The 22,657-nt window shown below is 72.6% G+C and carries 27 protein-coding genes and 1 tRNA gene; 11 read left to right on the forward strand and 17 right to left on the reverse strand.

What is annotated here, in order from left to right; all coding sequences use genetic code 11:
- A partial coding sequence (locus ACFV4N_RS07865; RefSeq protein WP_499671714.1) for a response regulator transcription factor occupies positions 1-324 on the forward strand: 324 nt, incomplete at its 5' end.
- A 13-nt stretch (positions 325-337) separates the two neighbouring features.
- Here ACFV4N_RS07865 and ACFV4N_RS07870 read toward each other — a convergent pair.
- From ACFV4N_RS07870 to ACFV4N_RS07880, 3 genes are all read right to left on the reverse strand, one after another.
- Positions 338-733, reverse strand: coding sequence for a VOC family protein (locus tag ACFV4N_RS07870; protein ID WP_499671715.1), 396 nt, complete (start codon positions 731-733; stop codon positions 338-340).
- Positions 734-808: 75 nt separating this feature from the next.
- On the reverse strand, positions 809-1,447 hold the full coding sequence (locus tag ACFV4N_RS07875; RefSeq protein WP_499671716.1) for a DedA family protein: 639 nt from the start codon (positions 1,445-1,447) through the stop codon (positions 809-811).
- A gap of 113 nt (positions 1,448-1,560) precedes the next feature.
- Positions 1,561-1,983: an SRPBCC family protein gene (locus ACFV4N_RS07880; RefSeq protein ID WP_499671717.1), complete on the reverse strand. Its 423-nt coding sequence runs from the start codon at positions 1,981-1,983 to the stop codon at positions 1,561-1,563.
- A gap of 35 nt (positions 1,984-2,018) precedes the next feature.
- Between ACFV4N_RS07880 and ACFV4N_RS07885 the strand changes: the two genes are divergently transcribed.
- Positions 2,019-2,585: a TetR/AcrR family transcriptional regulator gene (locus ACFV4N_RS07885; protein ID WP_499671718.1), complete on the forward strand. Its 567-nt coding sequence runs from the start codon at positions 2,019-2,021 to the stop codon at positions 2,583-2,585.
- An 11-nt stretch (positions 2,586-2,596) separates the two neighbouring features.
- Positions 2,597-3,556 carry a CobW family GTP-binding protein gene (locus ACFV4N_RS07890; protein WP_499671719.1) on the forward strand — a complete coding sequence of 320 codons (960 nt, stop codon included), beginning with the start codon at positions 2,597-2,599 and terminating at the stop codon, positions 3,554-3,556.
- 29 nt (positions 3,557-3,585) lie between these two features.
- Here the strand turns inward: ACFV4N_RS07890 and ACFV4N_RS07895 are convergent.
- Positions 3,586-3,662: transfer RNA gene (locus ACFV4N_RS07895), tRNA-Leu, on the reverse strand.
- A gap of 146 nt (positions 3,663-3,808) precedes the next feature.
- On the opposite strand from ACFV4N_RS07895, the gene ACFV4N_RS07900 reads away from it, so the two are divergent.
- Positions 3,809-4,030 (forward strand): DUF3618 domain-containing protein, encoded by a 222-nt coding sequence (locus tag ACFV4N_RS07900; protein WP_499671720.1) that lies wholly within the window; start codon positions 3,809-3,811, stop codon positions 4,028-4,030.
- Here the strand turns inward: ACFV4N_RS07900 and ACFV4N_RS07905 are convergent.
- Both ACFV4N_RS07905 and ACFV4N_RS07910 read right to left on the reverse strand, forming a co-directional pair.
- Entirely contained in the window at positions 4,023-4,673 is a 651-nt protein-coding gene (locus ACFV4N_RS07905) for a TetR/AcrR family transcriptional regulator (protein ID WP_499671721.1), read from the reverse strand. The genes ACFV4N_RS07900 and ACFV4N_RS07905 overlap by 8 nt on opposite strands.
- Before the next feature lie 52 nt (positions 4,674-4,725).
- Positions 4,726-5,028: a hypothetical protein gene (locus ACFV4N_RS07910; RefSeq protein ID WP_499671722.1), complete on the reverse strand. Its 303-nt coding sequence runs from the start codon at positions 5,026-5,028 to the stop codon at positions 4,726-4,728.
- A 223-nt stretch (positions 5,029-5,251) separates the two neighbouring features.
- On the opposite strand from ACFV4N_RS07910, the gene ACFV4N_RS07915 reads away from it, so the two are divergent.
- Positions 5,252-5,695: an LPXTG cell wall anchor domain-containing protein gene (locus tag ACFV4N_RS07915; RefSeq protein WP_499671723.1), complete on the forward strand. Its 444-nt coding sequence runs from the start codon at positions 5,252-5,254 to the stop codon at positions 5,693-5,695.
- Here the strand turns inward: ACFV4N_RS07915 and ACFV4N_RS07920 are convergent.
- On the reverse strand, positions 5,676-6,293 hold the full coding sequence (locus ACFV4N_RS07920; protein WP_499671724.1) for a TetR/AcrR family transcriptional regulator: 618 nt from the start codon (positions 6,291-6,293) through the stop codon (positions 5,676-5,678). The genes ACFV4N_RS07915 and ACFV4N_RS07920 overlap by 20 nt on opposite strands.
- Before the next feature lie 74 nt (positions 6,294-6,367).
- On the opposite strand from ACFV4N_RS07920, the gene ACFV4N_RS07925 reads away from it, so the two are divergent.
- Positions 6,368-7,855: a flavin-containing monooxygenase gene (locus ACFV4N_RS07925; RefSeq protein ID WP_499671725.1), complete on the forward strand. Its 1,488-nt coding sequence runs from the start codon at positions 6,368-6,370 to the stop codon at positions 7,853-7,855.
- A 161-nt stretch (positions 7,856-8,016) separates the two neighbouring features.
- On the opposite strand, the gene ACFV4N_RS07930 is transcribed toward ACFV4N_RS07925, so the two are convergent.
- The 5 genes from ACFV4N_RS07930 to ACFV4N_RS07950 all read right to left on the reverse strand — a co-directional run bounded on the left by ACFV4N_RS07930 (position 8,017) and on the right by ACFV4N_RS07950 (position 13,222).
- Positions 8,017-8,733: a type 1 glutamine amidotransferase gene (locus tag ACFV4N_RS07930; protein ID WP_499671726.1), complete on the reverse strand. Its 717-nt coding sequence runs from the start codon at positions 8,731-8,733 to the stop codon at positions 8,017-8,019.
- Positions 8,730-9,908, reverse strand: a complete 1,179-nt coding sequence (locus ACFV4N_RS07935) for a Mur ligase family protein (RefSeq protein ID WP_499671727.1) — start codon at positions 9,906-9,908, stop codon at positions 8,730-8,732. Before ACFV4N_RS07935 ends, ACFV4N_RS07930 begins: the two co-directional genes overlap by 4 nt.
- Before the next feature lie 115 nt (positions 9,909-10,023).
- Positions 10,024-10,506, reverse strand: coding sequence for a helix-turn-helix domain-containing protein (locus tag ACFV4N_RS07940; protein WP_499671728.1), 483 nt, complete (start codon positions 10,504-10,506; stop codon positions 10,024-10,026).
- Between the two features lie 132 nt (positions 10,507-10,638).
- The gene (locus tag ACFV4N_RS07945) at positions 10,639-11,340 is read right to left on the reverse strand and encodes a SanA/YdcF family protein (protein ID WP_499671729.1); all 702 of its coding nucleotides are present in this window, start codon (positions 11,338-11,340) and stop codon (positions 10,639-10,641) included.
- A gap of 16 nt (positions 11,341-11,356) precedes the next feature.
- A complete protein-coding gene (locus ACFV4N_RS07950) occupies positions 11,357-13,222 on the reverse strand; it encodes an LCP family protein (RefSeq protein WP_499671730.1) in 1,866 nt (621 codons plus the stop codon).
- Between the two features lie 429 nt (positions 13,223-13,651).
- On the opposite strand from ACFV4N_RS07950, the gene ACFV4N_RS07955 reads away from it, so the two are divergent.
- Positions 13,652-16,597, forward strand: coding sequence for a glycine--tRNA ligase (locus ACFV4N_RS07955; protein ID WP_499671774.1), 2,946 nt, complete (start codon positions 13,652-13,654; stop codon positions 16,595-16,597).
- Between the two features lie 61 nt (positions 16,598-16,658).
- Here the strand turns inward: ACFV4N_RS07955 and ACFV4N_RS07960 are convergent, their stop codons facing one another.
- Positions 16,659-16,826: a hypothetical protein gene (locus ACFV4N_RS07960; protein WP_499671731.1), complete on the reverse strand. Its 168-nt coding sequence runs from the start codon at positions 16,824-16,826 to the stop codon at positions 16,659-16,661.
- 315 nt (positions 16,827-17,141) lie between these two features.
- Between ACFV4N_RS07960 and ACFV4N_RS07965 the strand changes: the two genes are divergently transcribed.
- Entirely contained in the window at positions 17,142-18,251 is a 1,110-nt protein-coding gene (locus ACFV4N_RS07965) for a sugar ABC transporter substrate-binding protein (RefSeq protein ID WP_499671732.1), read from the forward strand.
- On the opposite strand, the gene ACFV4N_RS07970 is transcribed toward ACFV4N_RS07965, so the two are convergent.
- From ACFV4N_RS07970 to ACFV4N_RS07980, 3 genes are all read right to left on the reverse strand, one after another.
- Entirely contained in the window at positions 18,244-18,711 is a 468-nt protein-coding gene (locus ACFV4N_RS07970) for a winged helix-turn-helix transcriptional regulator (RefSeq protein WP_499671733.1), read from the reverse strand. The genes ACFV4N_RS07965 and ACFV4N_RS07970 overlap by 8 nt on opposite strands.
- Positions 18,712-18,828: 117 nt before the next feature.
- On the reverse strand, positions 18,829-19,551 hold the full coding sequence (locus tag ACFV4N_RS07975) for a hypothetical protein (protein ID WP_499671734.1): 723 nt from the start codon (positions 19,549-19,551) through the stop codon (positions 18,829-18,831).
- 23 nt (positions 19,552-19,574) lie between these two features.
- Entirely contained in the window at positions 19,575-19,928 is a 354-nt protein-coding gene (locus ACFV4N_RS07980; protein ID WP_499671735.1) for a hypothetical protein, read from the reverse strand.
- A gap of 247 nt (positions 19,929-20,175) precedes the next feature.
- Here ACFV4N_RS07980 and ACFV4N_RS07985 point away from each other — a divergent pair, with 247 nt between their 5' ends.
- Entirely contained in the window at positions 20,176-20,382 is a 207-nt protein-coding gene (locus ACFV4N_RS07985) for a cold-shock protein (protein ID WP_343937724.1), read from the forward strand.
- Between the two features lie 207 nt (positions 20,383-20,589).
- On the opposite strand, the gene ACFV4N_RS07990 is transcribed toward ACFV4N_RS07985, so the two are convergent.
- The gene (locus ACFV4N_RS07990) at positions 20,590-21,009 is read right to left on the reverse strand and encodes an ester cyclase (protein ID WP_499671736.1); all 420 of its coding nucleotides are present in this window, start codon (positions 21,007-21,009) and stop codon (positions 20,590-20,592) included.
- A 184-nt stretch (positions 21,010-21,193) separates the two neighbouring features.
- Between ACFV4N_RS07990 and ACFV4N_RS07995 the strand changes: the two genes are divergently transcribed.
- Positions 21,194-22,252: a WD40/YVTN/BNR-like repeat-containing protein gene (locus ACFV4N_RS07995; RefSeq protein WP_499671737.1), complete on the forward strand. Its 1,059-nt coding sequence runs from the start codon at positions 21,194-21,196 to the stop codon at positions 22,250-22,252.
- A gap of 4 nt (positions 22,253-22,256) precedes the next feature.
- Positions 22,257-22,541 carry a MoaD/ThiS family protein gene (locus tag ACFV4N_RS08000; RefSeq protein WP_499671738.1) on the forward strand — a complete coding sequence of 95 codons (285 nt, stop codon included), beginning with the start codon at positions 22,257-22,259 and terminating at the stop codon, positions 22,539-22,541.
- Positions 22,542-22,657: the final 116 nt, after the last annotated feature.

Consider the following 22,657-nt stretch of genomic DNA (forward strand, 5'->3'; position numbering starts at 1 on the left):
CTCAAGGACCGGGTGGTCCAGGTGGGGGAGTTCCTGGACGCGCTGCGCCGCGTCGGCTCCGGCGGGGTCGCGTTCGACCCCGAGGTGGTGCGCCGGCTGCTGGCCCGCACGAGCCACCCGCTGGACGTGCTCACCGGGCGGGAGCGGGAGGTGCTGGCCCGCATGGCCGAGGGGCACACGAACAACGCGATCGCGGCGCTGCTGCACGTCTCGCGCAGCGCGGTCGAGAAGCACGTGAACTCGATCTTCGACAAGCTGGGTCTGTCCGGTGTGGACGGCTACAGCCGGCGCGTGCTGGCGATCCTGCGCTACCTGCGCGCGTGAGGCCCGTCGGGGGTCACGAAGGCAGGTTGAGCTGCCAGGAGACGCCGAACCGGTCGTTGACCCAGCCGAACTTGCGGCTGAAGCCGTAGTCGCCGAGCGGCATGAGCGCTTCACCGCCCTCGGACAGCGCCGCGTACAACCGGTCCAGGTCCTCCTCGTCCTCGCAGTTCACGTAGAGCGAGACGGAGGGGGTGAAGGTGAAGTCGTGCGGCTGGGAGCTGTCGATGCAGGCGTACCGCTGCCCGGCCAACGTGAACGTCGCGTGCACGACCGAGCCCACCGCGCCCGGGCCCTCGGGGCCGTAACGGGTGAGCGTGAGGACCTCGGAGCCCGGGAACAGCGACGTGTAGAACGTCATCGCCTCCTCCGCCCGGCCCTGGAACATCAACAAGGGAGTGATCTCCGTCATGGGGCGCAGCCTAGGTCACCCGGGACGAGCGGAGCCGCCGACGGCTCCTCACCACCGGCCTCGCCGGGTGCCGCGCTAGCCCCGCGCGGAGGGCTCCTCCTCCTGGGCCTCCTCCCGCCTGCGCTGCCGCACCCGCGACACCACGAACCACACTACGCCCACGACCGCCAGGCCCAGCACGACCTTCGACACGACCCCCAGGTACTGGTCCACCACGTGGTAGTTGGCGCCCAGGAAGTAGCCCGCCAGGATCAGCGCGGTGTTCCAGATCAGGCTGCCCGCCGCCGTCAGCAGGGTGAACAGCGGCACCGGCATCCGCTCGACGCCGGCCGGGATCGAGATGAGGCTGCGGAAGACCGGCACCATCCGGCCGAAGAAGACGGTGCTCTTGCCGTGCCGGTTGAACCACTGCTCGGCGCGGTCGACGTCGGACACCTTCATCAGCGGCATCCGCTCGGTGATGCGGCGGATCCGCTCACGCCCGAGCGCGACGCCCAGGTAGTACAGCAGCAGCGCGCCGATCACGGAGCCCGCGGTGGTCCACAGGATCGCGGCCACCAGGTTCATCTTGCCCTGGCTCGCGGTGAACCCGGCCAGCGGCAGGAAGACCTCGCTCGGGAGCGGCGGGAACAGGTTCTCCAGCGCGATCGCGAGCCCGGCGCCCGGCGCGCCCAGCTTCTCCATCAGGTCGGTGACCCACGAGACGACATCCATGATCCCAAGTTACGAACCGGCCGACGTGGTCACCATGAAGCCGTCCTCACAGCCGGGTGTGGAAAACCCCAGTGCGGGTCCGGGGGAGACCCCGGTCCCGGCGAGGCGACGCCTCAGCTCGACCGCGTGGCGTGCGCGGCCAACCCCTCGGCACAGCGGGAGATCACGGCCTGGAGCACCAGGCGGTAGAGCCACCCCGTGCCCCGCACGCCGGGCTCGAACGACGAGTGCCAGCGGACCACCGTGCCCCCGCCGTCCGGCGTGAGGTCGATGGAGGCCCGGTAGTCGCGTATCGCGAGGCCCGACAGCAGGACGTAGCCCACCCGCCGGTTCGGCGTCAGTTCGACGACCTCCTCCCTCGTGAGCGCCTTGCGACCTTTGTTCTTGAATACCCGGATCTCGCCGACTCCACGCGCGTCACCCGCCCGCTCCCGCTCGTAGGACACGATCGGGGACCAGTCCGGCCAGGTGGAGCTGTCCGCGGCCAGCCGGTACACGGCCTCGGGCGGCGCCTCGCTGCGCACCGTGACGTCCACTCTCTGTACCATGCGGTACATGTACCATTTGGTACATGAGAGGACAAGGGGCCCGCGGGCGGTTGCTGTCGGCCGTGGTGGACCACCTGGCCGCGCACGGCCTGGGCGAGGTGAGCCTGCGCTCGCTGGCGGCGGCCGTCGGCACCAGCCACCGGATGCTCATCTACCACTTCGGCTCCAAGGAGGGCCTGCTGGTCGAGGTGGTGAAGGCGGTCGAGGAGAACCAGCGGGCGGTGCTGGCCTCGCTGAGCACCGACGACCCGGCGGAGGCGGCGCGGGAGTTCTGGCGGGTGCTCGCCGACCCGGCGCTGCGCGCCCACGAACGGCTGTTCTTCGAGCTGTACGGGCAGGCCGCGCAGGGCCGTCCGGGCACGACCGCGCTGCTGGACGGGATCGTCTCCCGGTGGGTCGACCCCATCGCCGCCCTGGAGCGCGCCCGCGGGTTCGCGCCGGAGGTGGCCGAGGCCCGCGCCCGGCTGGGGCTGGCCGTGGCGCGCGGCCTGCTGCTCGACCTCGTCGCCACCGACGACCTCGACGGCGTGACCGCGGCCATGGAGCAGTACATCGCCGCCGCCTACGGCCCCCGGGGCGGGGCCGGCTAGGATCGCGTCGCGTGAGGCGCACCCCGGTGGTGGTCGTGGCCGGTTTCCTCGGCGCCGGCAAGACCACGCTGCTCAACCACCTGCTCGCCCGTGCCAGGGGCACCCGCGTCGGCGTGGTGGTCAACGACTTCGGCGCCATCGGCATCGACGCGATGAGCGTGGCCGGGCAGGTCGACTCGGCGGTGTCGCTGGGCAACGGCTGCCTGTGCTGCGCCATCGACGTCTCCGAGCTGGACGAGATGCTGGCCAGGCTCGAACCGCGGGTGGACGTCATCGTGATCGAGGCCAGCGGGCTGGCCGAGCCGCAGGCCATGGCGCGGATGGTGCTGGCGAGCGAGAACCCGCGGCTGTCCTACGGCGGCCTGGTGCTGCTGGTCGACGCGGCCGAGTTCCCCGACGACCTCGCGCGGCACCTGCGGGTGGCCGACCTGGTGGTGCTGAACAAGGTCGACCGCGCCGCCGACCCGGCCGCCCTGGAGGCGGAGGTCGACCGGCTCAAGCCCGGCGTGCCGGTGGTGCGGGCGGAGTTCGGGCGGGTGGACCCGGCGCTGCTGTTCGACCCGCGGCCCCGCGCCCGGTACGGCCAGCTCTCGTTCGAGGACCTCCTCGAAGAGGACGGGCACGAGCACGACCACGTGCGCTACGAGAGCGTGGACTTCACCGGGGGCGCCATGAACCCATCGCGGTTCACGGCCTTCCTGGACCGCCGGCCCAAGGGCCTGTACCGGATCAAGGGGTTCGTGCTGTTCGACGTGCCCGGTCACCGGCAGCGGTTCTCCCTGCACACCGTGGGCGCGTTCCTGCGGTTCGAGCGCTCGGCGTGGGACGGGCCGCGCCGAACCGAGCTGGTGCTGATCGGCACGGGCCTGGACACCGCCGCGGTCCGCGCGGAGCTGGCCGCGTGCGCGGAGGACGACCCGGCCTCGGTGGACCCGCAGTCCATGCTGGAGGTGCTGCGCCACCTGGGGTGAGCGGCCCCCGGCCGACGACCGGGGGCGCCTGGTGGGCTCGGAGAGACTCGAACTCTCACTCGCACGGACCTAAACCGTGTGCCTCTGCCAATTGGGCTACGAGCCCGTCACGCTCAGCCTATCGCCACGCGCCGCGCGCGGAACCCCGGCCGGCCGGGAACGGCGTCGTGAAACGCCGGTGGGACCGGTCAGGTCACCATCGCGCCCGCGCCTGAACTACGGTTGGCGGGCAACCGTGGCGAGGGAGGACAAGTGGCGCGCGACCCGGACACCATCCAGCGTGAGATCGAGCAGGCCCGCGACGCGCTGGCCGCGACGCTGGACGAGCTGGGGGACAGGGCGAACCCCCAGCGCTTCGTCGAGTCGGGCAAGGAGAGCGTGCGCGCGAAGCTCGACGAGCCCAAGGTCAAGTTCGCCTTGATCGCCGTGGGCGCGGTCGTCGCGTTCGCGTTGCTGCGCAAGCTGTTCAGGTGAGCTCCGCCCCCGTGAGCTGCACCCCCGTGAGTTGGGGCCCCTTGGCGACGAGGGGCACCAGCACCTGCTCCACCACGCGGTCGACGAACGGCACGTCCAGCGGGTCGCCGGTCAGCATCAACCGGTAGATCAGGGCCGCGCCGGCCAGCTCGACCGCCATGCCGCGGGGCGCCTCGGGGCGCAGCTCGCCCCGCTCGTCGGCGCGCTCCAGGATGCGCCGCAGCACGTCGCGCTGGGCGGTCAGGAACGTCTCGCGGAACGCCGCGGCCAGCTCCGGCTCGTGCGGCAGCTCGCCCACCAGCGCCTGCGCCGCCTTGCCGATCGGGCCGGACAGGAACGCGGCGAACCCGCTCAGGAACTCCCGCAGGTCGCCCGTCAGCGAACCGGTGTCCGGCTCGGGCAGGTTCCGGTGCGCGAGCTGCGTGCACGTGTCGATCACCAGGTCCAGCTTGGACTCCCAGCGCCGGTAGATGGTCGCCTTGCCCGCGCGGGCCCGCGCCGCGACGGCGTCCATGGTCAGCGCCCGGTAGCCGACCTCGGCCATCACCTCCAGCGCGGCCCGCCGCAACGCGTCGTCCCGACTGGCGTCCCTGGGTCTGCCCCGTTGCGCCGTCCGTGCTCCGCTGTAAACCGGTGTCGCCATGTCTGCGCTCCCGTCGCCTTTGGGCGGTCATCCTAGGCCGGAGCGGGCCGCCTCAGCCCTCCATGACCTGCCCGTGAGTGCCGTTCGGTTCGGTTTCGCCCGCCCGTGGCGGCGCGAGACCCGCACGGGTGTGCAGGTACGCCACCGAGAAGGCGAACGCGTCCCCGTCCAGCAGGTGGACCACGGCGGGGTGGCGGCGCCCGCCGGCGAGCTCGGCCACGAGCTGGTCGACCGCGACGCGCGCCGCTATGAGCCCGGGCGCCGTCGCGGCGAGTTCCGCGTCACCGGCGCGGACGGTGATCGCCCAGTCGTCGCCGACGCGCCGGTAGTTCGCGGTGATGGGGGGTGTGGGCATGGCTCGGCCTTCCGTCGATCGTCCTCCCATATGACCGGCGAATCGGGCCGAACATGCCTTCTGTCCCTCTAACGAGTGAGCGAGACGGGAGTTGTGCGGCTCTGCGGCGCGTACAGCGCGTGCCCGACCGGTAACGAGTAGTTTCCACCCGCCGATAGGCCGTTCGTAGTAGTCCACTGATCCAGGAGATGTAATGAGGCGACGTTTGGCCGTTGTGGCGTGCTTGGGTTTCGGGCTCCTGGCGGCGCCCGGGGTGGCGTCGGCCGGGGGGTGCTGGGAACGGGGCGAACCGCCGTGCCACGCCACGACCACCGCGCCCACGACCACCGTGGACCTCTCGGGGACCTCGGCGACGAGCACCACCACGACCACCGCGCTCGTGTCCGGCACGTCGGCCGCGACGACCACCCCGGCCACGTCGGCGGCGTCGGCCACGTCGACCGCGCCGGCCACGAGCGTGGCGAACTCCGGCGCCCGGGTGACCACGACCGCCCCGTCCGTCGCCGCGGTCGTGGTCACCACCCGCCAGTCCGCGCCGAACGCCGCGCCGGGCTCCACCCGCGTGCTGGCGAACACCGGGCCGGGCGCCCTGTGGCCGACCCTGCTCGGGCTGGGCGGGGTGCTCGCGGGCGCGCTGCTGGTGCTGTTCAGCCGCCGGCGGGCGTGACGCGGGCGGCCATGCCCCGCCACACCACGTCCACCACGTAGTCGGTCGCGCGCGCGGGCCCGATCCCGGGCCGGCGTTCGCACCACAGCGCCAGCCGCTCGGTCGAGCCGACCACGATCTCCGCGAAGGCCTCGGCCTCGACCGGGTCGATCCCCGGCACGAGGCCCGTGATGACCGCCCCGATCAGGTCGGTCTGCTGGCGGCGGATGCCCTCGACCTCCTCCACCGCCGACGGCACGGTGATGGCCGCCTCCTGGCGCAGCAGCGCCCACGACTGCTTGTGGTCGCCGATGAACTCGAAGAACGCCAGGAGGCCGCGGCGCAGCACCTCCTCGGGTCCCTCCGCGCCCGCGATGGCCTGCTGCGTGCGGTCGAGCAGCTCCGTGCGCGCGCGGTGGATGCAGCCGATGAGCAGGCCCTCCTTGGAGCCGTAGTACTCGTAGAGCATCGGCTTGGACACGCCGACCCGTTCGGCGATCTCGTCCATCGACGCGGCCAGGTAGCCGCGCTCGGCGAACACGGCCTCGGCGACGTCGAGCATCTGCGCCTTGCGCTGCGCCTTGGGCATCCGGCGGCGACGCGGCTCCGCGGTGGTCACGAAGTCGAGACTACCGGAGGTAACTTACTTCAAGTAACCTACTGGGGAGTAGTCGCTGGACTGGGAGGACGGGCATGCACCGAGAGGTCAAGGTCCTGGTCGTCGGCACGGGTTTCTCCGGCCTGGGCATGGCGATCGAGCTGAAGCGCACCGGGCAGCACGACTTCGTCGTGCTGGAGAAGGCCGGCGACCTCGGCGGCACGTGGCGGGACAACTCCTACCCCGGCTGCGCGTGCGACGTGCCGTCCCACATGTACTCGTTCTCGTTCGAGCTGAACCCGCGCTGGTCGCGGATGTTCGCCCGGCAGCCGGAGATCTGGGCCTACCTCAAGGAGGTCGCCGACAAGTACCGGCTGCGCCCGCACATCCGGTTCGGCAGCGAGGTCAGCGGCGCCCGGTGGGACGAGGACGCCAAGGTCTGGCACGTCACCGTCGCCAACGGCGACACCTACACCGCCAAGGCCCTGGTCGCGGGCGTCGGCGCGCTGCACCTCCCGAACGTCCCGGAGCTGCCCGGCATCGAGGCGTTCGAGGGCAGGGCGTTCCACTCGGCGCGGTGGGACCACGACTACGACCTGCGCGGCAAGAAGGTCGCCGTGGTGGGCACGGGCGCGAGCGCCATCCAGTTCGTGCCGCGCATCGCGGGCGACGTCGAGCGGCTGACGCTGTTCCAGCGCACCCCGCCGTGGGTGATGCCGAAGATGGACCGGTCCATCACCACGTGGGAGCAGGGGCTGTTCCGCGCGCTGCCGCTCGCCCAGCGCCTGTACCGGGACTTCGTGTACTGGACGCGGGAGTCGACCGCGCTCGGGTTCGCCGTGCACCCGAAGATCATGGAGTTCGCGCAGAACATCGCGAAGCGGCACATGCGCTCGCAGGTCGCCGACGAGGCCCTCCGCGCCAAGCTGACGCCCGACTACACCATGGGCTGCAAGCGGGTGCTGATCAGCAACGACTACTACCCGGCGCTGAACCGGGACAACGTGGACGTGGTGACCGACGGCATCGCGGAGGTGCGGGAGCGCTCGATCGTCGACCGGGCGGGCGTGGAGCACGAGGTCGACGTGATCATCTACGGCACGGGCTTCCACGTCGTCGACGCGTTCGACTACCTGAACATCACCGGCAAGGGCGGCGTGGACCTGGCCAAGCAGTGGCGGGAGAAGGGCATCGAGACCTACTACGGCATCACGGTCTCGGGCTTCCCCAACCTGTTCTTCCTGCTGGGCCCGAACACCGGACTGGGCCACAACTCGGTGGTGTTCATGATCGAGTCGCAGATCCGCTACGTGCGCCAGTGCCTGGAGCTGCTCGACCGCCACCACGCCGACGAGCTGGACGTGCGGCCGGAGGTGCAGGCCCGCTTCAACCGGCAGCTCCAGCGCAAGCTCACCAGGGGCGTCTGGACCGAGGGCGGCTGCAAGAGCTGGTACCTCGACGCGCAGGGCGTCAACCGCACCGTCTGGCCGGGCTTCACCTGGCGCTACTGGATGCGCACCAAGACCCTCAACCCGTCCGACTACACCCTGACCAGGGCCCGCCGAACCAAACTCCCGGCCTAACCCCGCGTGTCCTCCACCCCGGTATCGCGTGTCCTCCACTCGGACACCGCGAAACCTCCACTCGGACACCGGGAACCGGCCGGGGCGCGGTGCCCGAGCGGTCGGTTCACGGTGCCTGAGCGGAGGACACGCGATGTCCGAGTGGAGGACACGCGGGGGTTTCAGGCGGAGACGCCGGCTGCTTTGGCTCGTTCGGTGCGCAGGCGGGTCACGTCGGGCAGGTCGAGGGGGGCCGGGCGGGTGCCGGTGGCCCACTCGATCAGCAGGTCGGCGATCTGCGGGTTGCGCGGCAGGACCGGGCCGTGCAGGTAGGTGCACAGGATGCGGCCCTGCACCGCGCCCTCGACCGACCCGTCGTTGCCGGTGCCGACCTTCACGTGCGCCAGCGGCTGCGCCGACGGGCCGAGCACGGTGCGGCCCTGGTGGTTCTCGAAGCCGGTGAGGATGCCCTCGAACAGGCCGTTCGCCGGCGTGGCGATGACCTCGCCGATGGCCCGGCTGCCGCCCGCGTGCGACGTCGAGTCGATCAGGCCCAGGCCCGCGTGCGTCACCTGGTCGGCCCGGGTGAACGACTCGCCGAAGATCTGGATGCCCGCGCACACCCCGAGGACCACCGCGCCGCGCGCGGCCGCCCGCTGCATGCCCGGGTGCTCCCGCAGGTGCCGCACGGCCAGCGTCTGCGCCGTGTCCTCGCCGCCGCCCACGACGTAGATGTCGCACGAGTCCGGCACGGGCTCGCCGAACCGCACCGTGACGATCTCGGCCGGGATGCCGCGCCACGTCATCCGCTTCTCCAGCACCACCGCGTTGCCGAAGTCGCCGTAGGTGCCGAGCAGGTCCGGCAGGACCAGGGCGATGGAGACCTTGCTGGTGGTCACTGGGCGGCCCTCGCGTTCAGGTCGCGGAAAGCGGTGTAGTTGGCGATCACCTCGACCGCGCCCGGCGGCATGGCGTCGATCGCCTTCAGCGGGTCGGGCACGATCGTGTGCTCGACCTCGGCGTAGGTCAGCCGGACGGCCAGGTCCGTCGCCCGCTCGCCGGACGCGATGACCCGCCGGCCGCGCAGCTTCTCGAACGGCACGTCCCACAGCCACGACAGGTCGCGCCCGTCGGCCTCGTGCGCGTTGATCACCAGCACGGCGGGGTGGTCGGCCTCGCGCACCACGGTCAGCGTCTCGCTCCACCCGGCGGGGTTCTTCGACAGCAGCAGCCGCGCCTTGTGCCCGGACCGCTGGACGGTCCGGTACCGACCGGCCACGTTGGACACCGCGCGCAACCGCTGCACGGCCTCCTCGACCGGCACGCCGAGCACGTGCGCCGCCGCCGTCGCCATCACCGCGTTGGCCTGGTTGAACTTGCCGGGCAGGCGCAGCGACAGCTCGACCTTCGCGCCGTTGGGCGCCACCAGGAACCCGTCGCCGGTGACCCAGTGCGGCCGCGGCCGCGCCAGGTCGCACCCGGTGCACGCCCAGTGCTCGCCCCGCCAGTGGATCGGGTCGCCGCACCGCGGGCACGAGGCCGCGTCGTTGTGCCACCCCGTGCCGGTGGCCACCCACACCACCGACTTCGCGTCGCGCGCCGCCGAGGTCACCATGACGTCGTCGCAGTTGGCCACCACGACGCCGGGCACGCCGGTCAGCGCGGTGCGCAGCGACTTCTCGATGGTGCGGACCTCGCCGACCCGGTCGAGCTGGTCGCGGGACAGGTTCAGCAGCACCGCCACGTCGGGCCCGGCGGCCCGCGCGACCTCGGGGAAGTACCCCTCGTCGACCTCCAGCACCGCGTACGGCGCGTCGGGCTGCTTGGACAGCGCGGTCACGTGCCCGTCGGGCATGTTGGCGCCGCCGTGGTTGGTGGCGACCTCGCCCAGCGCGCCCACGGCGCGGCTGAGCATCATCGTGCTGGTGGTCTTGCCGTTGGTCCCGGTCACCAGGGCCACGGTGCGGCCCTGGGTCAGGTTCGCCAGGGCCTGCGGGTCGAGCCTCAGCGCGACCCGGCCGCCGATCATGCCGCCGGCGCCGAGGCCCATCTTCTGCGACAGCTTCGAGCTCATGTTGCCCAGTCGCACGGCGGCCGCGGTGCGCAGCGGCAGGCGGGCTGGGTCTGCACCTGGAGTGTTCGGCAAGCGACGTCCTGCATCGGTGGGTGGGAGGGGAGTCCCCCCGATGCTACCGGTGGCCGTGGTGGTCCAGCTCCCGCAGGGTCCTGATCAGCTCCACCGTGCTGAGCTGGCACAACTGGGCCATGTACTCCAGCGCCGGCAGGTCCAGGTGGACCTCGGTCGACTGGCCGGGCACGAGCTGCGCGAGCCGGCCCTGCGCCCAGCGCCGCAGCGGCAGCAGCTGGGGCCTGCCGTCGGTGACGACCGAGGTGAGGTCGACGGGCAGGTGCCCGGCCGGCGCGTCGCCGAACACCCGCTCGTGCACGCGGGCGAGCACCTGGTGCGCCGGCACGCCCAGCGCGGTGCAGATCTCCACCAGCCGGACCACCGAGCACTGGCGGGTGCCCAGCTCGTAGGTGGCCAGCGTCTGGAGCGAGATGTCGCTCTGCAGCCGGCGGTTGAGCTCCTTGCGGGTCCACCCCCGCTGCTTGCGAAGGCTGCGGAGCTCATCACCGAGCACGCGCTGGTACGCCGCTGTGTCGATCTGCACCGTCGAGTCCTCCATGTCCACCCCGGGTCCCGGTGGACCCACGCAGATGGAAGGCATTACTCGTCGGTTGCTTACGCACCTTGTCCGGTTTATCGCCCGATCGGGCTAACCCAGTAGTACTGAGAGTAGTGTTTAAAGCCGCAAAGCGCTGGTCACGCCACTCTCCAGTGGACCGAGGAAAGTGGGGTCGGGCCTGGCCACCAGGCCGTCCCACATCGCCTTGACCGCCGCGAAGACCTCGCGGAAGTGCCCGTAGGCCGTCGTGGCCGCCCACCCGCGCGAGGTGTCGTGCCCCACGCCGTTGGCCTCCAGCCCCGCCGCCCGGCACAGCGCCACCGCCCGCGGCAGGTGGAACGACTGGGTCACCACGGTCAGCGCCGACACGCCGAAGACGCGCTTGGCGCGCGTGCACGAGTCCCACGTGTCGAAGCCCGCGTAGTCGGCCACGACCACCTGCCCGGGGACGCCGCGCGCGACCAGGTAGTCCCGCATCGCGCCCGGCTCGTCGTAGTCGGTGGTGCTGTTGTCACCGCTGACCAGCAGCACCCGCACCTTGCCGGTCCGGTACAGCTCGGCCGCCACGTCCAGCCGGCCCGCCAGGAACGACGTGGGCGTGCCCGACCTGGTCAGGCCCGCGCCGAGGACCAGCGCCACCGGCGCCTCCGGCACGTCGGCCGCGGTGTGCCGGTAGGGCGCGCTGCTCAGCTGCACCCACGCCCACGGCGTGACCGCCAGCGCCGCGAGCGCCACGGCCGCGGCGAGCGCCCGCCGCCACGTCAGCGCGCGGGCGAACCGGGCCGCGCGGTCGCGCGCCCGCCTGCCGAAGTCCCCCATGAACCGCCCCCCGGGATCAGTTGACGCAGCGCACACCGTCCGCGGTGATGGGCTGCTCGGTCGTCGTGTCCGTCGTGGTGGGCTGCCGCCGCGCGCCGTCCAGGCCGACCAGCGGCCCGCCCGCGAAGTTCTGCGCGCCCGGACCGGTGTAGTCGCTGCCCACGACCACGCGGGTGCGGCCGGCCGGCACCTCGTCGTCCTGCTCCACGTCGATGCCCAGCGCGTCCGCGACGGCCTCCGCCGCCGCCTCGCCGCCCTCGCCGTAGCGGACCGCCGAGACCTCCTCGAACGGGGCGTTGCCGGTGCCGCCGTCCACGAAGCCCTCGGTCACCAGCGACTGGAGCACGCGCCCGGCCAGCCCGCCGACGCCCGAGGCGTTGTAGACCTCCACGACCACGGTGGCCGGGTCGACGCTCGTCGTGGTGTCGGCGGGCGTGACCGCGCCGCCACCGAGGCCCTCGAAGAACTTCGCGACCTCGCGCTCCTTCACCTCGACGGCGAGGCCGTCCTCGGGCGTCTCCAGCTCCAGGCTGCCGGTCGGGATGGTCTCGAACCGCAGGTTGCCGCCGGTCAGGTTCCTCATCTGGTTGGCGAACTGGAGCACGTCCCAGCCCTCGTCCAGCACGATGGACTTGGTCAGCGCGTCGATCAGGTCGCCGAGCCTGCCCGGGTCGGACAGCGTGCCCGCGGACAGCACCTGCTTGGCCAGGCCCGCCATGAACACCTGCTGCCGCACGATCCGGTCGAGGTCGCCGCGCAGCAGGCCGTGCCGCTGCCGGACGAACGCCAGCGCGTCGCGGCCCTGGATCCGCTGCTGCCCCGCCGGGAAGTCCGCGCCGGAGAACTCGTCCCGGGTCGCCTGGTTCAGGCACACCTCGACGCCGCCGATGGCCTTGGTGATCTCGTAGAAGCCGACCAGGTTGACCTCGGCGTAGTGGTCGACGGTGATGCCGGTGAGGTCCTCGACGGTGCCGATGAGGGTCTTGGCGCCGTACTGGCGGGAGCCCGTCTCCAGCTGGGCGGGGTCGGTGACGCCCTCCTTCCGGAGCTCCTCCAGGCCCTCGTTCTTGCCGTAGCCGTACGCCGAGTTGATCTTGTGCCGCCCGTACCCGCCCGCGATCTTCACGTAGGAGTCGCGGGGGAACGACACCGCGACCGCCTTGCCGCCGTCGTTCGGCACGTGCATGAGGATGATCGTGTCGGTGTTCAGGCCGCCCGCCGTCTCGTCGCCGGCCTGCAGCTCGTTGAGGACCTCCTGGGGCAGCGGGTTGCCCTTGGCGTCGGTGCGGCTGTCCATGCCGACCATGAGGATGTCGATCGAGCCGTCGGCGGGCTTCTCGCCGCCGCCCCCGTCGCTGATCACGTCGGTGGTGGACAGGTTCTTGCTCAGCTGCTGGTAGTTGGCCCAGCCGTAGCCGGTGCCGAGCAGCACGACCGTCGAGAAGAACGCGAGGACCGTGCGGCCGACCAGCGACCCGTTCCGGGCGCGCTGCGGCGGTCGCCCGCGCGGCGGCCCGGTGCGCACGGGCGCGGGCCTCGGGCGCTCCTCGGGCTCGGCGGCGGCCGCCGCCCTGGCGCGGCGGATCTCCTCGGCGCGGGCCTTGGGCGCGGCGACCCCGCCGGACCTGGCCACGACGCGGCCCGCGTTGGCCGGCGCGGGCGCCCGCCCGGCCGACTCGGCCCGTTCGGCCGCGTCGCCGTCGATCCTGGCCGTGCTCTCGGACTCGGTCCGGGCCCTCGGCGCGGCGGCGCGCGCGGCCGGGTTCACCCGGCGCGGTGCGGCGCGACCGCCCGCGCCCGCCGCGTCACCGCGCGGTCCGGCGGCCCGCCCACCCCGTTCGACGCCGTCGCCGGCCGCCCTCGGGTCGGCCTGCCCGCGCACGGGCCGGGGCGCGTCCGCGGGTCGGGGCGGGGTGGCCGGACGGGGACGCGGTCCGGGGCGGTCCTGGTCGGGCGCGGGCGGGACGGCACGTCGCGGCCGGTCACCGGGCGCGCGTTCGGCGCCCGGCCTCCCGGACGGCGGCTCGGGCGCCCCGCGCCTGCCCGTCGGAGGGGTGCGAGGAGGAACGGGTCGCCCGCGGAACCCGTCAGGTTCGCCTGGCCCCGGCGGCCGGTTGTCCACTCCCACTCCCTCCGAATACCCGGGTACGCCCCCAGGGACGCGTCAACCCGCGCCCGGGTTGCGGACAAGCCTCGCACAGGGCTTCCCGGTGACGCCGTGATACCGGGTCCCGACCCGTCCTGACCAGCGCGGTAACCCGATTGTGAGGTCGACTTCACGGCGTTCGTAGACTCTGACCCCGTGCTCACCATGCAGGATGCGCTGCTCGCGCTGACCAAGTACTGGACCGACCGGGGCTGCATCGTCGTGCAGCCGTACAACACCGAGGTCGGCGCCGGTACGTTGAACCCGGCCACCGTGCTGCGGGTGCTGGGTCCCGAGCCGTGGCGCGTGTCCTACGTCGAGCCCAGCGTGCGGCCCGACGACGCGCGGTACGGCGAGAACCCGAACCGGCTCCAGACCCACACCCAGTTCCAGGTCATCCTCAAGCCCGACCCCGGCAACCCCCAGGAGCTGTACCTGGGCAGCCTGGAGGCGCTGGGCATCGACGTCCGCGCGCACGACGTCCGGTTCGTCGAGGACAACTGGGCCTCGCCCGCGCTGGGCGCCTGGGGCCTGGGCTGGGAGGTCTGGCTCGACGGCCTGGAGATCACCCAGTTCACCTACTTCCAGCAGGCCGGCGGCATGTCGCTGGACCCGGTGTCCGTGGAGATCACCTACGGCATCGAGCGGATCATGATGGCGCTCCAGGGCGTCGACCACTTCAAGGACATCGCGTACGCGCCCGGCGTGTCCTACGGCGAGGCGTTCGGCCAGTCCGAGTACGAGATGAGCCGCTACTACCTCGACGACGCCGACGTGGAGGCGAACAAGCGGCTGTTCGAGGAGTACGCGGCCGAGGCGCGCCGGATGCTCGACGCGCGCCTGCCCGTGCCCGCGCACAACTACGTGCTGAAGTGCTCGCACGCGTTCAACGTGCTCGACGCCCGGGGCGCGATCAGCACCACCGAGCGCGCCCGCGCGTTCGGGCGGATGCGGGGCCTGGCCCGCGAGGTCGCCCAGCTGTGGGCGGCCCGCCGGGAGGAGCTGGGCCACCCGCTCGGCCTGGCCGAGGCCCCGGCGCCGGCGACCCCGCCCGACACCTTCCCCGAGGTCTCCGAGCCCGCCGCGCTGCTGTTCGAGATCGGCACCGAGGAGCTGCCGCCCGCCGAGGTCACGCGCACGGTGGACGCCGTGCGCGCCGCGGTCGCCGACAAGCTCGCCGCCACCCGCCTCGCGCACAGCGCGATCGAGGTCCACGGCACGCCGCGCCGAGTCGTGGTGCTCGTCGCCGACGTCGCGCCGCGCGAGCCGGACGCCGAGAAGACCGCGCGCGGCCCCCGCGTGTCGGCCGCGTTCGACGCCGACGGCAACCCGACCAAGGCGGCGCAGGGCTTCGCCCGCGGCCAGGGCGTGGCCGTCGAGGAGCTCGGCCGCGTCACCGAGAACGGCGTCGAGCACGTCGCCGTGGTGCGCACCGACCCCGGCCGCGGCGCGGTCGAGGTGCTCAGCGGCCTGCTCGGCGAGGTGGTGGCCGAGCTGCGCGCCGAGAAGAACATGAAGTGGAACGACCCGAAGCTGTCGTTCACCCGCCCGATCCGGTGGCTGCTGGCGCTGCTGGGCGCCACGCCCGTGCCGGTCGCCGTGTCGTCCCTCCGGGCCGAGCCGAGGACCCGCGTGCACCGCACCGCCGACCAGCCGGTGGTGGAGGTGTCCACCGCGGACGGTTACCGGGAGTTCCTGGCCGGTCACGGGATCGTCGTGTCCGCCGAGGACCGCCGGGCCGCGATCGTGGCCGAGGCGGAGCGGCTGGCCGCGTCCGTCGGCGGCGTGGTGGACCTCGACGGCGTGCTGGACGAGGTGACCAACCTGGTCGAGCGGCCCACGCCGATCCTCGGCTCGTTCGAGGAGCGCTACCTGGAGCTGCCCGCGCAGATCCTCACCACGGTCATGCGCAAGCACCAGCGCTACCTGCCGGTGCGCGGCCGGGACGGCTCGCTGCTGCCGCACTTCGTGGCCGTGGCCAACGGCGACGTGGACGAAGACCTGGTCCGCGCCGGCAACGAGGCGGTGCTGCGCGCCCGCTACGAGGACGCCGCGTTCTTCTGGCGCGCCGACCTGCGCACGCCGCTGGAGGACATGAAGTCCGGTTTGGACAAGCTCACGTTCGCGGACAAGCTGGGCTCCATGGCCGACCGGGCGGGCCGGATCGCGGTGCTGGCCCGGCGGCTGGCCGAGGTGGTCGGCGCGGACGACGACACGCTGGCGCGCGCGGGCGAGCTGGCCAAGTTCGACCTCGGCTCGCAGATGGTGATCGAGCTGTCGAGCCTGGCGGGCGTGATGGCCCGCGAGTACGCCGAGCGGGCGGGGGAGACCCCCGAGGTCGCGCGGGCGCTGTTCGAGATGGAGCTGCCGCGCTCCGCGGGCGACGCGCTGCCGGGGTCCAGGCCGGGCGCGCTGCTGTCCCTGGCGGACCGGTTCGACCTGCTGGCGGGCCTGTTCGGGATCGGCGCGAACCCCACGGGCAGCTCGGACCCGTTCGGGCTGCGGCGGGCGGCGCTGGGCGCGGTGAGCGTGCTGCGGGCGTTCCCGGACCTCAAGGACATCACCCTCACCAGGGCGCTGTCGCTGGCCGCGCAGGAGCTGGAGGTGTCCGCGGAGGCGCTGGAGGTGGCGCGCGAGTTCGCGGTGCGCCGCTACGAGCAGCAGTTGCTGGACGCGGGCCACGACCACCGGTTCGTCAACGCGGTGCTGCCGCTGGCCGACGCGCCCGCCGTGGCCGACGCGACGCTGGCCGAGCTGACCGACCTGGCCGGCGACCCGGACTTCGCCGCGCTGGTCGCCGCGCTCCAGCGGGTGCGGCGGATCGTGCCCGCGGACACCGTCGGCGAGTACGACCCGCGGGTGCTGGCCGAGCCCGCCGAGGTGGCGCTGCACGAGGCCCTGGGCGGGGTGCCGGCCGGGGTGACCGGCCTGGCGGCGTTCGCGGCCGCGGCGACCGTGCTGACCGCGCCGGTCAACACGTTCTTCGACGACGTGCTGGTGATGGCCGAGGACCCGGAGGTCCGGCGGGCGCGGCTCGGGCTGCTGGCCGCGATCCGCGACCTGGCCGCGCCGGTCCTGGACTGGCAGGCGCTGGGCACCGCCCTGGGCTGAGCCGCGGACGTGCCGAAATCCCCGCTCGCCGTTCGCGGTGAGCGGGGATCTTTCACGGGAACTACATGTCGCGGTTGTCCTGAACGGCGCTCGTCGAGAGGTAGGTGAGCGACTTCGAGACTTCGGCGACGGTCTGGTCCGGCTTTACCTGTGCGGCGGCCGGCCCGGCGCCCAAGGCGAGCAGAACCGCGGCGGTCGCGGCCACCAGCGCTGCGGGGATGATTCTCACGCTGTCTTCTCCTCACACACCCGGCCAGGGTTCGGCAGGCGACACTTTCGCACAGAAATTGCCGAAAGACGAGCCCCCTTTCGCACGTTCCGGCTCCGTGACCAATCAGGTGCGGAGCGTGATAGTTACGGCCGAAGCAACCGGTTGAGCAGCCGTTGTGACCAGGTTCCAAGGTCAACCGCCCCATTGGCGCGGCCCATTCGGAGCCGGTCGGTTGCTACGTCTTGACGAACCCGCCACCGGGGGGATGGAATTCCGCAACATTGACTTTCTTCGGTCCGTCGGCGTCGACGTGGCCGGACAAGGGGTTGGCGAATGCAAAGGTTGGCCAGAGCCGTGTCCACCGGTCTGCTGATCCTGACCGCGGCCTCCTGCGGGAGCGGGCCGGACCCGCTGGCCCCGAGCGCGGGCGGCGAGGAGGACAAACCGGTCGTCGGGGTCATCCTGCCCGACCGCACGTCGTCGGACCGCTGGGAGACGCAGGACGCGCCGCTGCTCAGCCGGGCGTTCAACTTCGCGGGCATCGAGGGCGTCATCGAGAACGCCGAGGGCGACGAGGCCAGGTTCGCGAGCATCGCCGACTCGATGATCGCGCGCGGGGTGAAGGTGCTGATGACGACCCCGCTGACGCCGGAGGGCGGCGCGGAGGTCGAGCGCAAGGCCAAGGAGGCGGGCATCCCGGTCATCAACTACGACCGGATCAGCCTGGGCGGCCACGCCGAGTACTACGTCTCGTTCGACAACCTCAACGTGGGCGAGCTGCAGGCCGAGGGCCTGCTGAAGTGCCTGGGCGACAAGCCGGGCGCGCAGGTCATCGAACTCCAGGGCGCGCCGCAGGACAACAACGCGACCCTGTTCGCCGACGGCCAGCGCCGCCTGCTCGGCCCGCTCTACGACAGCCGCGAGCTGCGGCTGGTGGGCAGCGAGGCCATCGACAAGTGGGACCCGCTGATCGGCAAGGCCAAGTTCGAGCAGATGCTCAACGGCAACGCCGGGCGCGTGGACGGCGTGGTCGCGGCCAACGACGGCCTGGCCGGCGCGGTCATCGAGGTGCTCAGGGCCAGGGGCCTGGCCGGGCAGGTGCCGGTGACCGGGCAGGACGCCACCCTGGAGGGCCTGCGCGCCATCCTGCGCGGCGAGCAGTGCATGACGGTCTACAAGCCGATCCGCGACGAGGCCGAGGCCGCCGCGCGGCTGGCCATCGCCGTGGCGAAGGGCGACCACAGCGGCGCGGACGACCTGGCCACCGGCAACACGCGCGACCTGGTCTCGCGGCGGGACGTGAAGTCGGTGCTGCTGGGCGCGGACCTGATCACCAGGGACAACGTGCGCGCACTGGTGGCGCAGAGCGCGGTCAAGCCGGGGGACCTGTGCGAGGGCGACACCGCCGCCGACTGCGCCGAACTGGGCATCCTGGTCAACTGAGGTCCGGCCGGCGGCGGCCGGGGCCCGGCAGCACGTCCACGTCGGCCGGGCCCATCGGCTCGCCGCACTCCGAGCAGCGCAGCTCCACGTGCGCGACGCGCCGGCACGCGCGGTGGCGGTACAGCACGGGCGGGCCCGCCTCGCCCGCCGCCCAGCGGTCGCCCCAGCGGACCATCACCATCAGCAGCTCGACCAGCTCGACGCCCTTGGGCGTGAGCCCGTACTCGTGCCGCGGCGGCTTGGTCGAGTACGGCCGCCGCTCCAGCACCCCCTGCTCGACCAGCCAGCGCAACCGCTCGGCGAGCACCTTGCGGGAGATGCCCAGGCCGGCCTGGAGCTGGTCGAAGCGCGTGACGCCCAGGTAGACGTCGCGCAGGACCAGCGGTGACCACGGCTCGCCGATGACGTCCATGGTGCGCGCGATCGAACAGACCATGTCGCCGAACCGCGTCCGCTGCATGGCACCCACCCTATCGCCGAGAGTTTTCTCAAAAGACCTACTGGACCGCGCGAGTCGTACGCCCGGGACCGGCGAGTCGTACGTTGCGGACCCCCGAAGTCGGTGCTCCGGACGGCCTCAGGCGTCGAGGTCGTGCCGCCCGGAGATGAACTCCTGCACGCGGATCTTGGCGCGGATCAGCGGCTGGCGGATCCGGGCCTCCCGCTGGTAGGCGCGGCGCAGCTTGCGGGAGCCCTCGGTGTACCGCCAGCGCGCCCACGGCGAACCCGGCCGCGCCAGGCGCACCGCGCCGATCTCCGGCAGCACCGGCACCAGCAGCCCGAGCAGGCCGGTCCACACCTTGCCCTTGAGCAGCGCCACGACCGCGAACCCCAGGTTGACCAGGATGAGGACCACCCGCACCGCCAGGCCGTCGCCGTAGAACTCCTCGTAGCCCAGCGGGCGGGCGCCGAGCAGCAGCAGGCCCGTCATGCCGATCGCCAGGAACACCGCGTCGACCGACAGCCTGCCGTCCTTGGTCCAGTACACGTCGCGCAGGTGCAGGATCAGCGCGAACTCGTCGAGCACCAGCGCCGTGCCGACGCCCAGCAGCGCCGCCGCGCCCGCGCGCACCCCGTACTGGTCGTCGGCCGCGGCCAGGCCGGTCACGCCGCCGAGCATCATGAACACCGCGCCGAACACGACGTGGTGGATGTGCGTCCCACCAGGGGTGACGTTGCCCGGCCACCACCGCACGCCCGCCCGGATCATGCGCACGCTGATCCGGATGAAGACGAACGTCAGCACCAGTCCGAGGAAGAAGAACAGCAGCCGGGCCTGGGGCAGGTGGAGCGAGTACATCACCCCATCTTCACCCGCCGGGGCTACTTGAAGCTGACGCCGCCCTGGATGTCGCCGGCCTGGAGCACGTTGCCGTGGACGGTGCCGGAGATGGAGTTGGTCACCCGGCCGGTCTGGTTGACCCGGCCCTCCCGGACCGCCTCCGCGTGCGCGCGCCGCAGCTCGTCGCCGAAGCCCGGGTCGGCGACCACCGCGCGTTCCAGCACGTCGCCCAGGGCGCGGACCTGCGGCGAGTCCTCGGCCGCCCCCTCGGCCGCGGTGAGGGCCGCGGTCGCCACCTGGTCGTCCGCGAACCTGGCCCGGACCAGCTCGTACAGCCCCGAGACGGCCCGCGTGGCCAGCAGCGCGGCGATGGACAGCAGAACCGGTTCCGGCATGTCAAGACCCCCTGTGGTCACCGTCTCGTTTCACGGTAGCAGTGCGACTCGCCGCGTTCTGGCGCTCGACTGCCGGCGGTATCCCGTGGTTGACTGTCAGCGGTCGTACCTTTCTGTGTTCGTGATCCACCACGCTCGCGGAACGGAGTTGCGGGCGCCGAACACTCCTCGCCAGGAGGGGCCGGGGCCCCAGCGGACCCGGTGGTCGCAAGCGCGATCCGGCACCTGTTAGAGGAGAAGTAGCAAGATGGCAGTTCAGGGCACCGTCAAGTGGTTCAACGCGGAGAAGGGCTTCGGCTTCATCTCCCCGGACAACGGTGGCGCCGACGTGTTCGTGCACTACTCGGAGATCCAGAGCACCGGCTACCGCACCCTGGAAGAGAACCAGCGGGTGGAGTTCGAGATCGGGCAGGGCCAGAAGGGCCCGCAGGCGCAGGCGGTTCGACCGGTCTGACCTGACCGGATCACCTGATCCGGGGCTTTCCGCGGGCCGTCACCCCCCTCGCCGGGGGTGGCGGCCCGTCTCGTCCCGCCGGGCCGGTGGCCGCCGGCTCCGGGCCCCGCCGGCCTCCGGGTCTCCGGCCCTGGGCACCCGCCGACCTCCGGGCCTGCGGCTCCGGGCTCGCCGGCCCCAGGTCCTCGGCTCCGGTTACCCGCCGGTTCAGCCCGCCAGCGCGGGCGCGGGGCCGAGCTGGTCGCCGTAGACCCGCTTGCCCACCAACCGCGCGCCGTCGAAGACGAAGAACGCGGTGGCCCGCACCCGGAACGGCAGGCCGGTCGGCTCCTCGCCACCCAGGCTGCCCACGTGGGTGCCCTCCAGCTCCAGTTCCACGATCACGGCGCCGTCGGCGTGGTGCAGCTCCACCAGCCTGCTGCGCCGGTCGGGGAGGGCCGTCCGGACGTGCGCGTAATACCCGGCGAACTCCTCCCTGCCTTCGAAGACCTGGCCCGTCGACACGATCTCGCAGCGCGGGTGGTCGAACGCCCCGATCGCGCTGTCGAACTCGTGCTCGTTCTCCGATTCCAGGTGTTCCAGCACGAGCGCCTCGCGCAGGGCCCGCAGTGCCTTGGACGCGGTCATGCGCGGTTCTCCTCCGGTGTTGTCGCCTGGTGAGCGACGAAACACCGAGCGCGCACCACCAGTCAAGACGCTGGACGACAATCGGTGTCGTCCGCGAGAAGTGCTCGGGTGCCCATTCCGCGTCCGCGCGAAATTGTCACACCCCCGGCGTAGCGTGCCCCACGTCACAACCAGGAGGGACGCCATGCACCTGCTCGCGATCGGCACCCGGAAAGGACTGTGGCTCGCGACCAGCGAGGACAGGGTCACGTGGGCGCTGGACGGCCCGCACCACCCGATGACCGAGGTGTACGCGGTGGCCGTCGACCCGCGTCGGCGGCGCCTGATCGCGGGCACGAGCAGCTCCCACTTCGGGCCCACCGTGGTCACCAGCGACGACCTGGGCGCGTCCTGGCAGGAGCCGGACCGGGCGCCCATCGCGTTCCCGGCCGAGGCGTCGCTGGAGCGCGTGTGGCAGCTCGCCCTGACGCCCGACCCGGAGGTCGTCTACGCGGGCACGCAGCCGTCGGCGCTGTTCCGCTCCGAGGACGGCGGCCGGACCTACTCGCTGGTCGAGGGCCTCTGGGAGCACCCGCACCGGCCGCGGTGGGACGCGGGCTTCGGCGGGCAGGCGGTCCACACGGTCCTGCCGCACCCCAGCGACCCGCGACGGCTGACCGTGGCCATGTCGACCGGCGGCGTGTACCGGACGTCCGACGGCGGCCGCTCGTGGCAGGCCGGCAACACCGGCATCAAGGCGTACTTCCTGCCCGACCCGTACCCCGAGTTCGGCCAGTGCGTGCACAAGGTCGTGCGGCACCCGGACGTGCCGGACCGGCTGTTCCTCCAGAACCACCACGGCGTCTACCGGTCGGACGACGAGGGCGGGACGTGGACGTCCATCGCGGACGGGCTGCCGTCGGACTTCGGGTTCGCGATGGCGGTCCACCCGCACCGGCCCGAGGTCGTCTACAACTTCCCGCTGGCCGCCGACGGCGACCGCTTCCCGCCCGGCGGCCGGTGCGCGGTGTACCGCTCGGTCGACGCGGGCGCGTCCTGGGAGGCGCTGCGCACCGGGCTGCCGGACGGGTTCTGGACGGGGGTGATGCGCGACGCCATGTGCACCGACACCGCCACGCCCGCCGGCGTCTACTTCGGGTCGCGGTCGGGCGAGGTGTACGCCAGCACCGACGAGGGCGACACGTGGCGGCAGGTCGCCGCGCACCTGCCGGACGTGGTGTGCGTGCGCGCGGCGGAGGTGTGAGGCCGTGCGGGTGGTGGTCCTCATCCCCGGCCAGCTGCGCCAGGTGGCGGGCGACGAGTCCAGGTTGGAGGTCGACCTGGCCGAGCCCGCCACCCTGGGCGGCCTGCTCGACCACCTGGCGGCCCGGTACCCGCTGCTGGACCGCCGCCTGCGCGACGAGCGGTCGGCCCTGCGCCGCTACGTGAACTTCTTCGTGGACGGCGAGGAGTGCCGCCGCCTGGCCGGCCCGGACACCGAGCTGGCCCCCGGCGCCGAGGTCCACATCCTCCCCTCGGTAGCCGGCGGCTGACCGCGTGTCCTCCACCCGGACACCGCGTGTCCTCCACTCCGGCATCGCGTGTCGTCCACTCGGGCATCGCGTGTCGTCCGGTCCGGCACGGTGAACCCGCCGGTCGTGCGCGGGCG

It is taken from the genome of Actinosynnema sp. NPDC059797, from assembly GCF_042732085.1.
Taxonomy (GTDB): Bacteria; Actinomycetota; Actinomycetes; order Mycobacteriales; family Pseudonocardiaceae; genus Actinosynnema.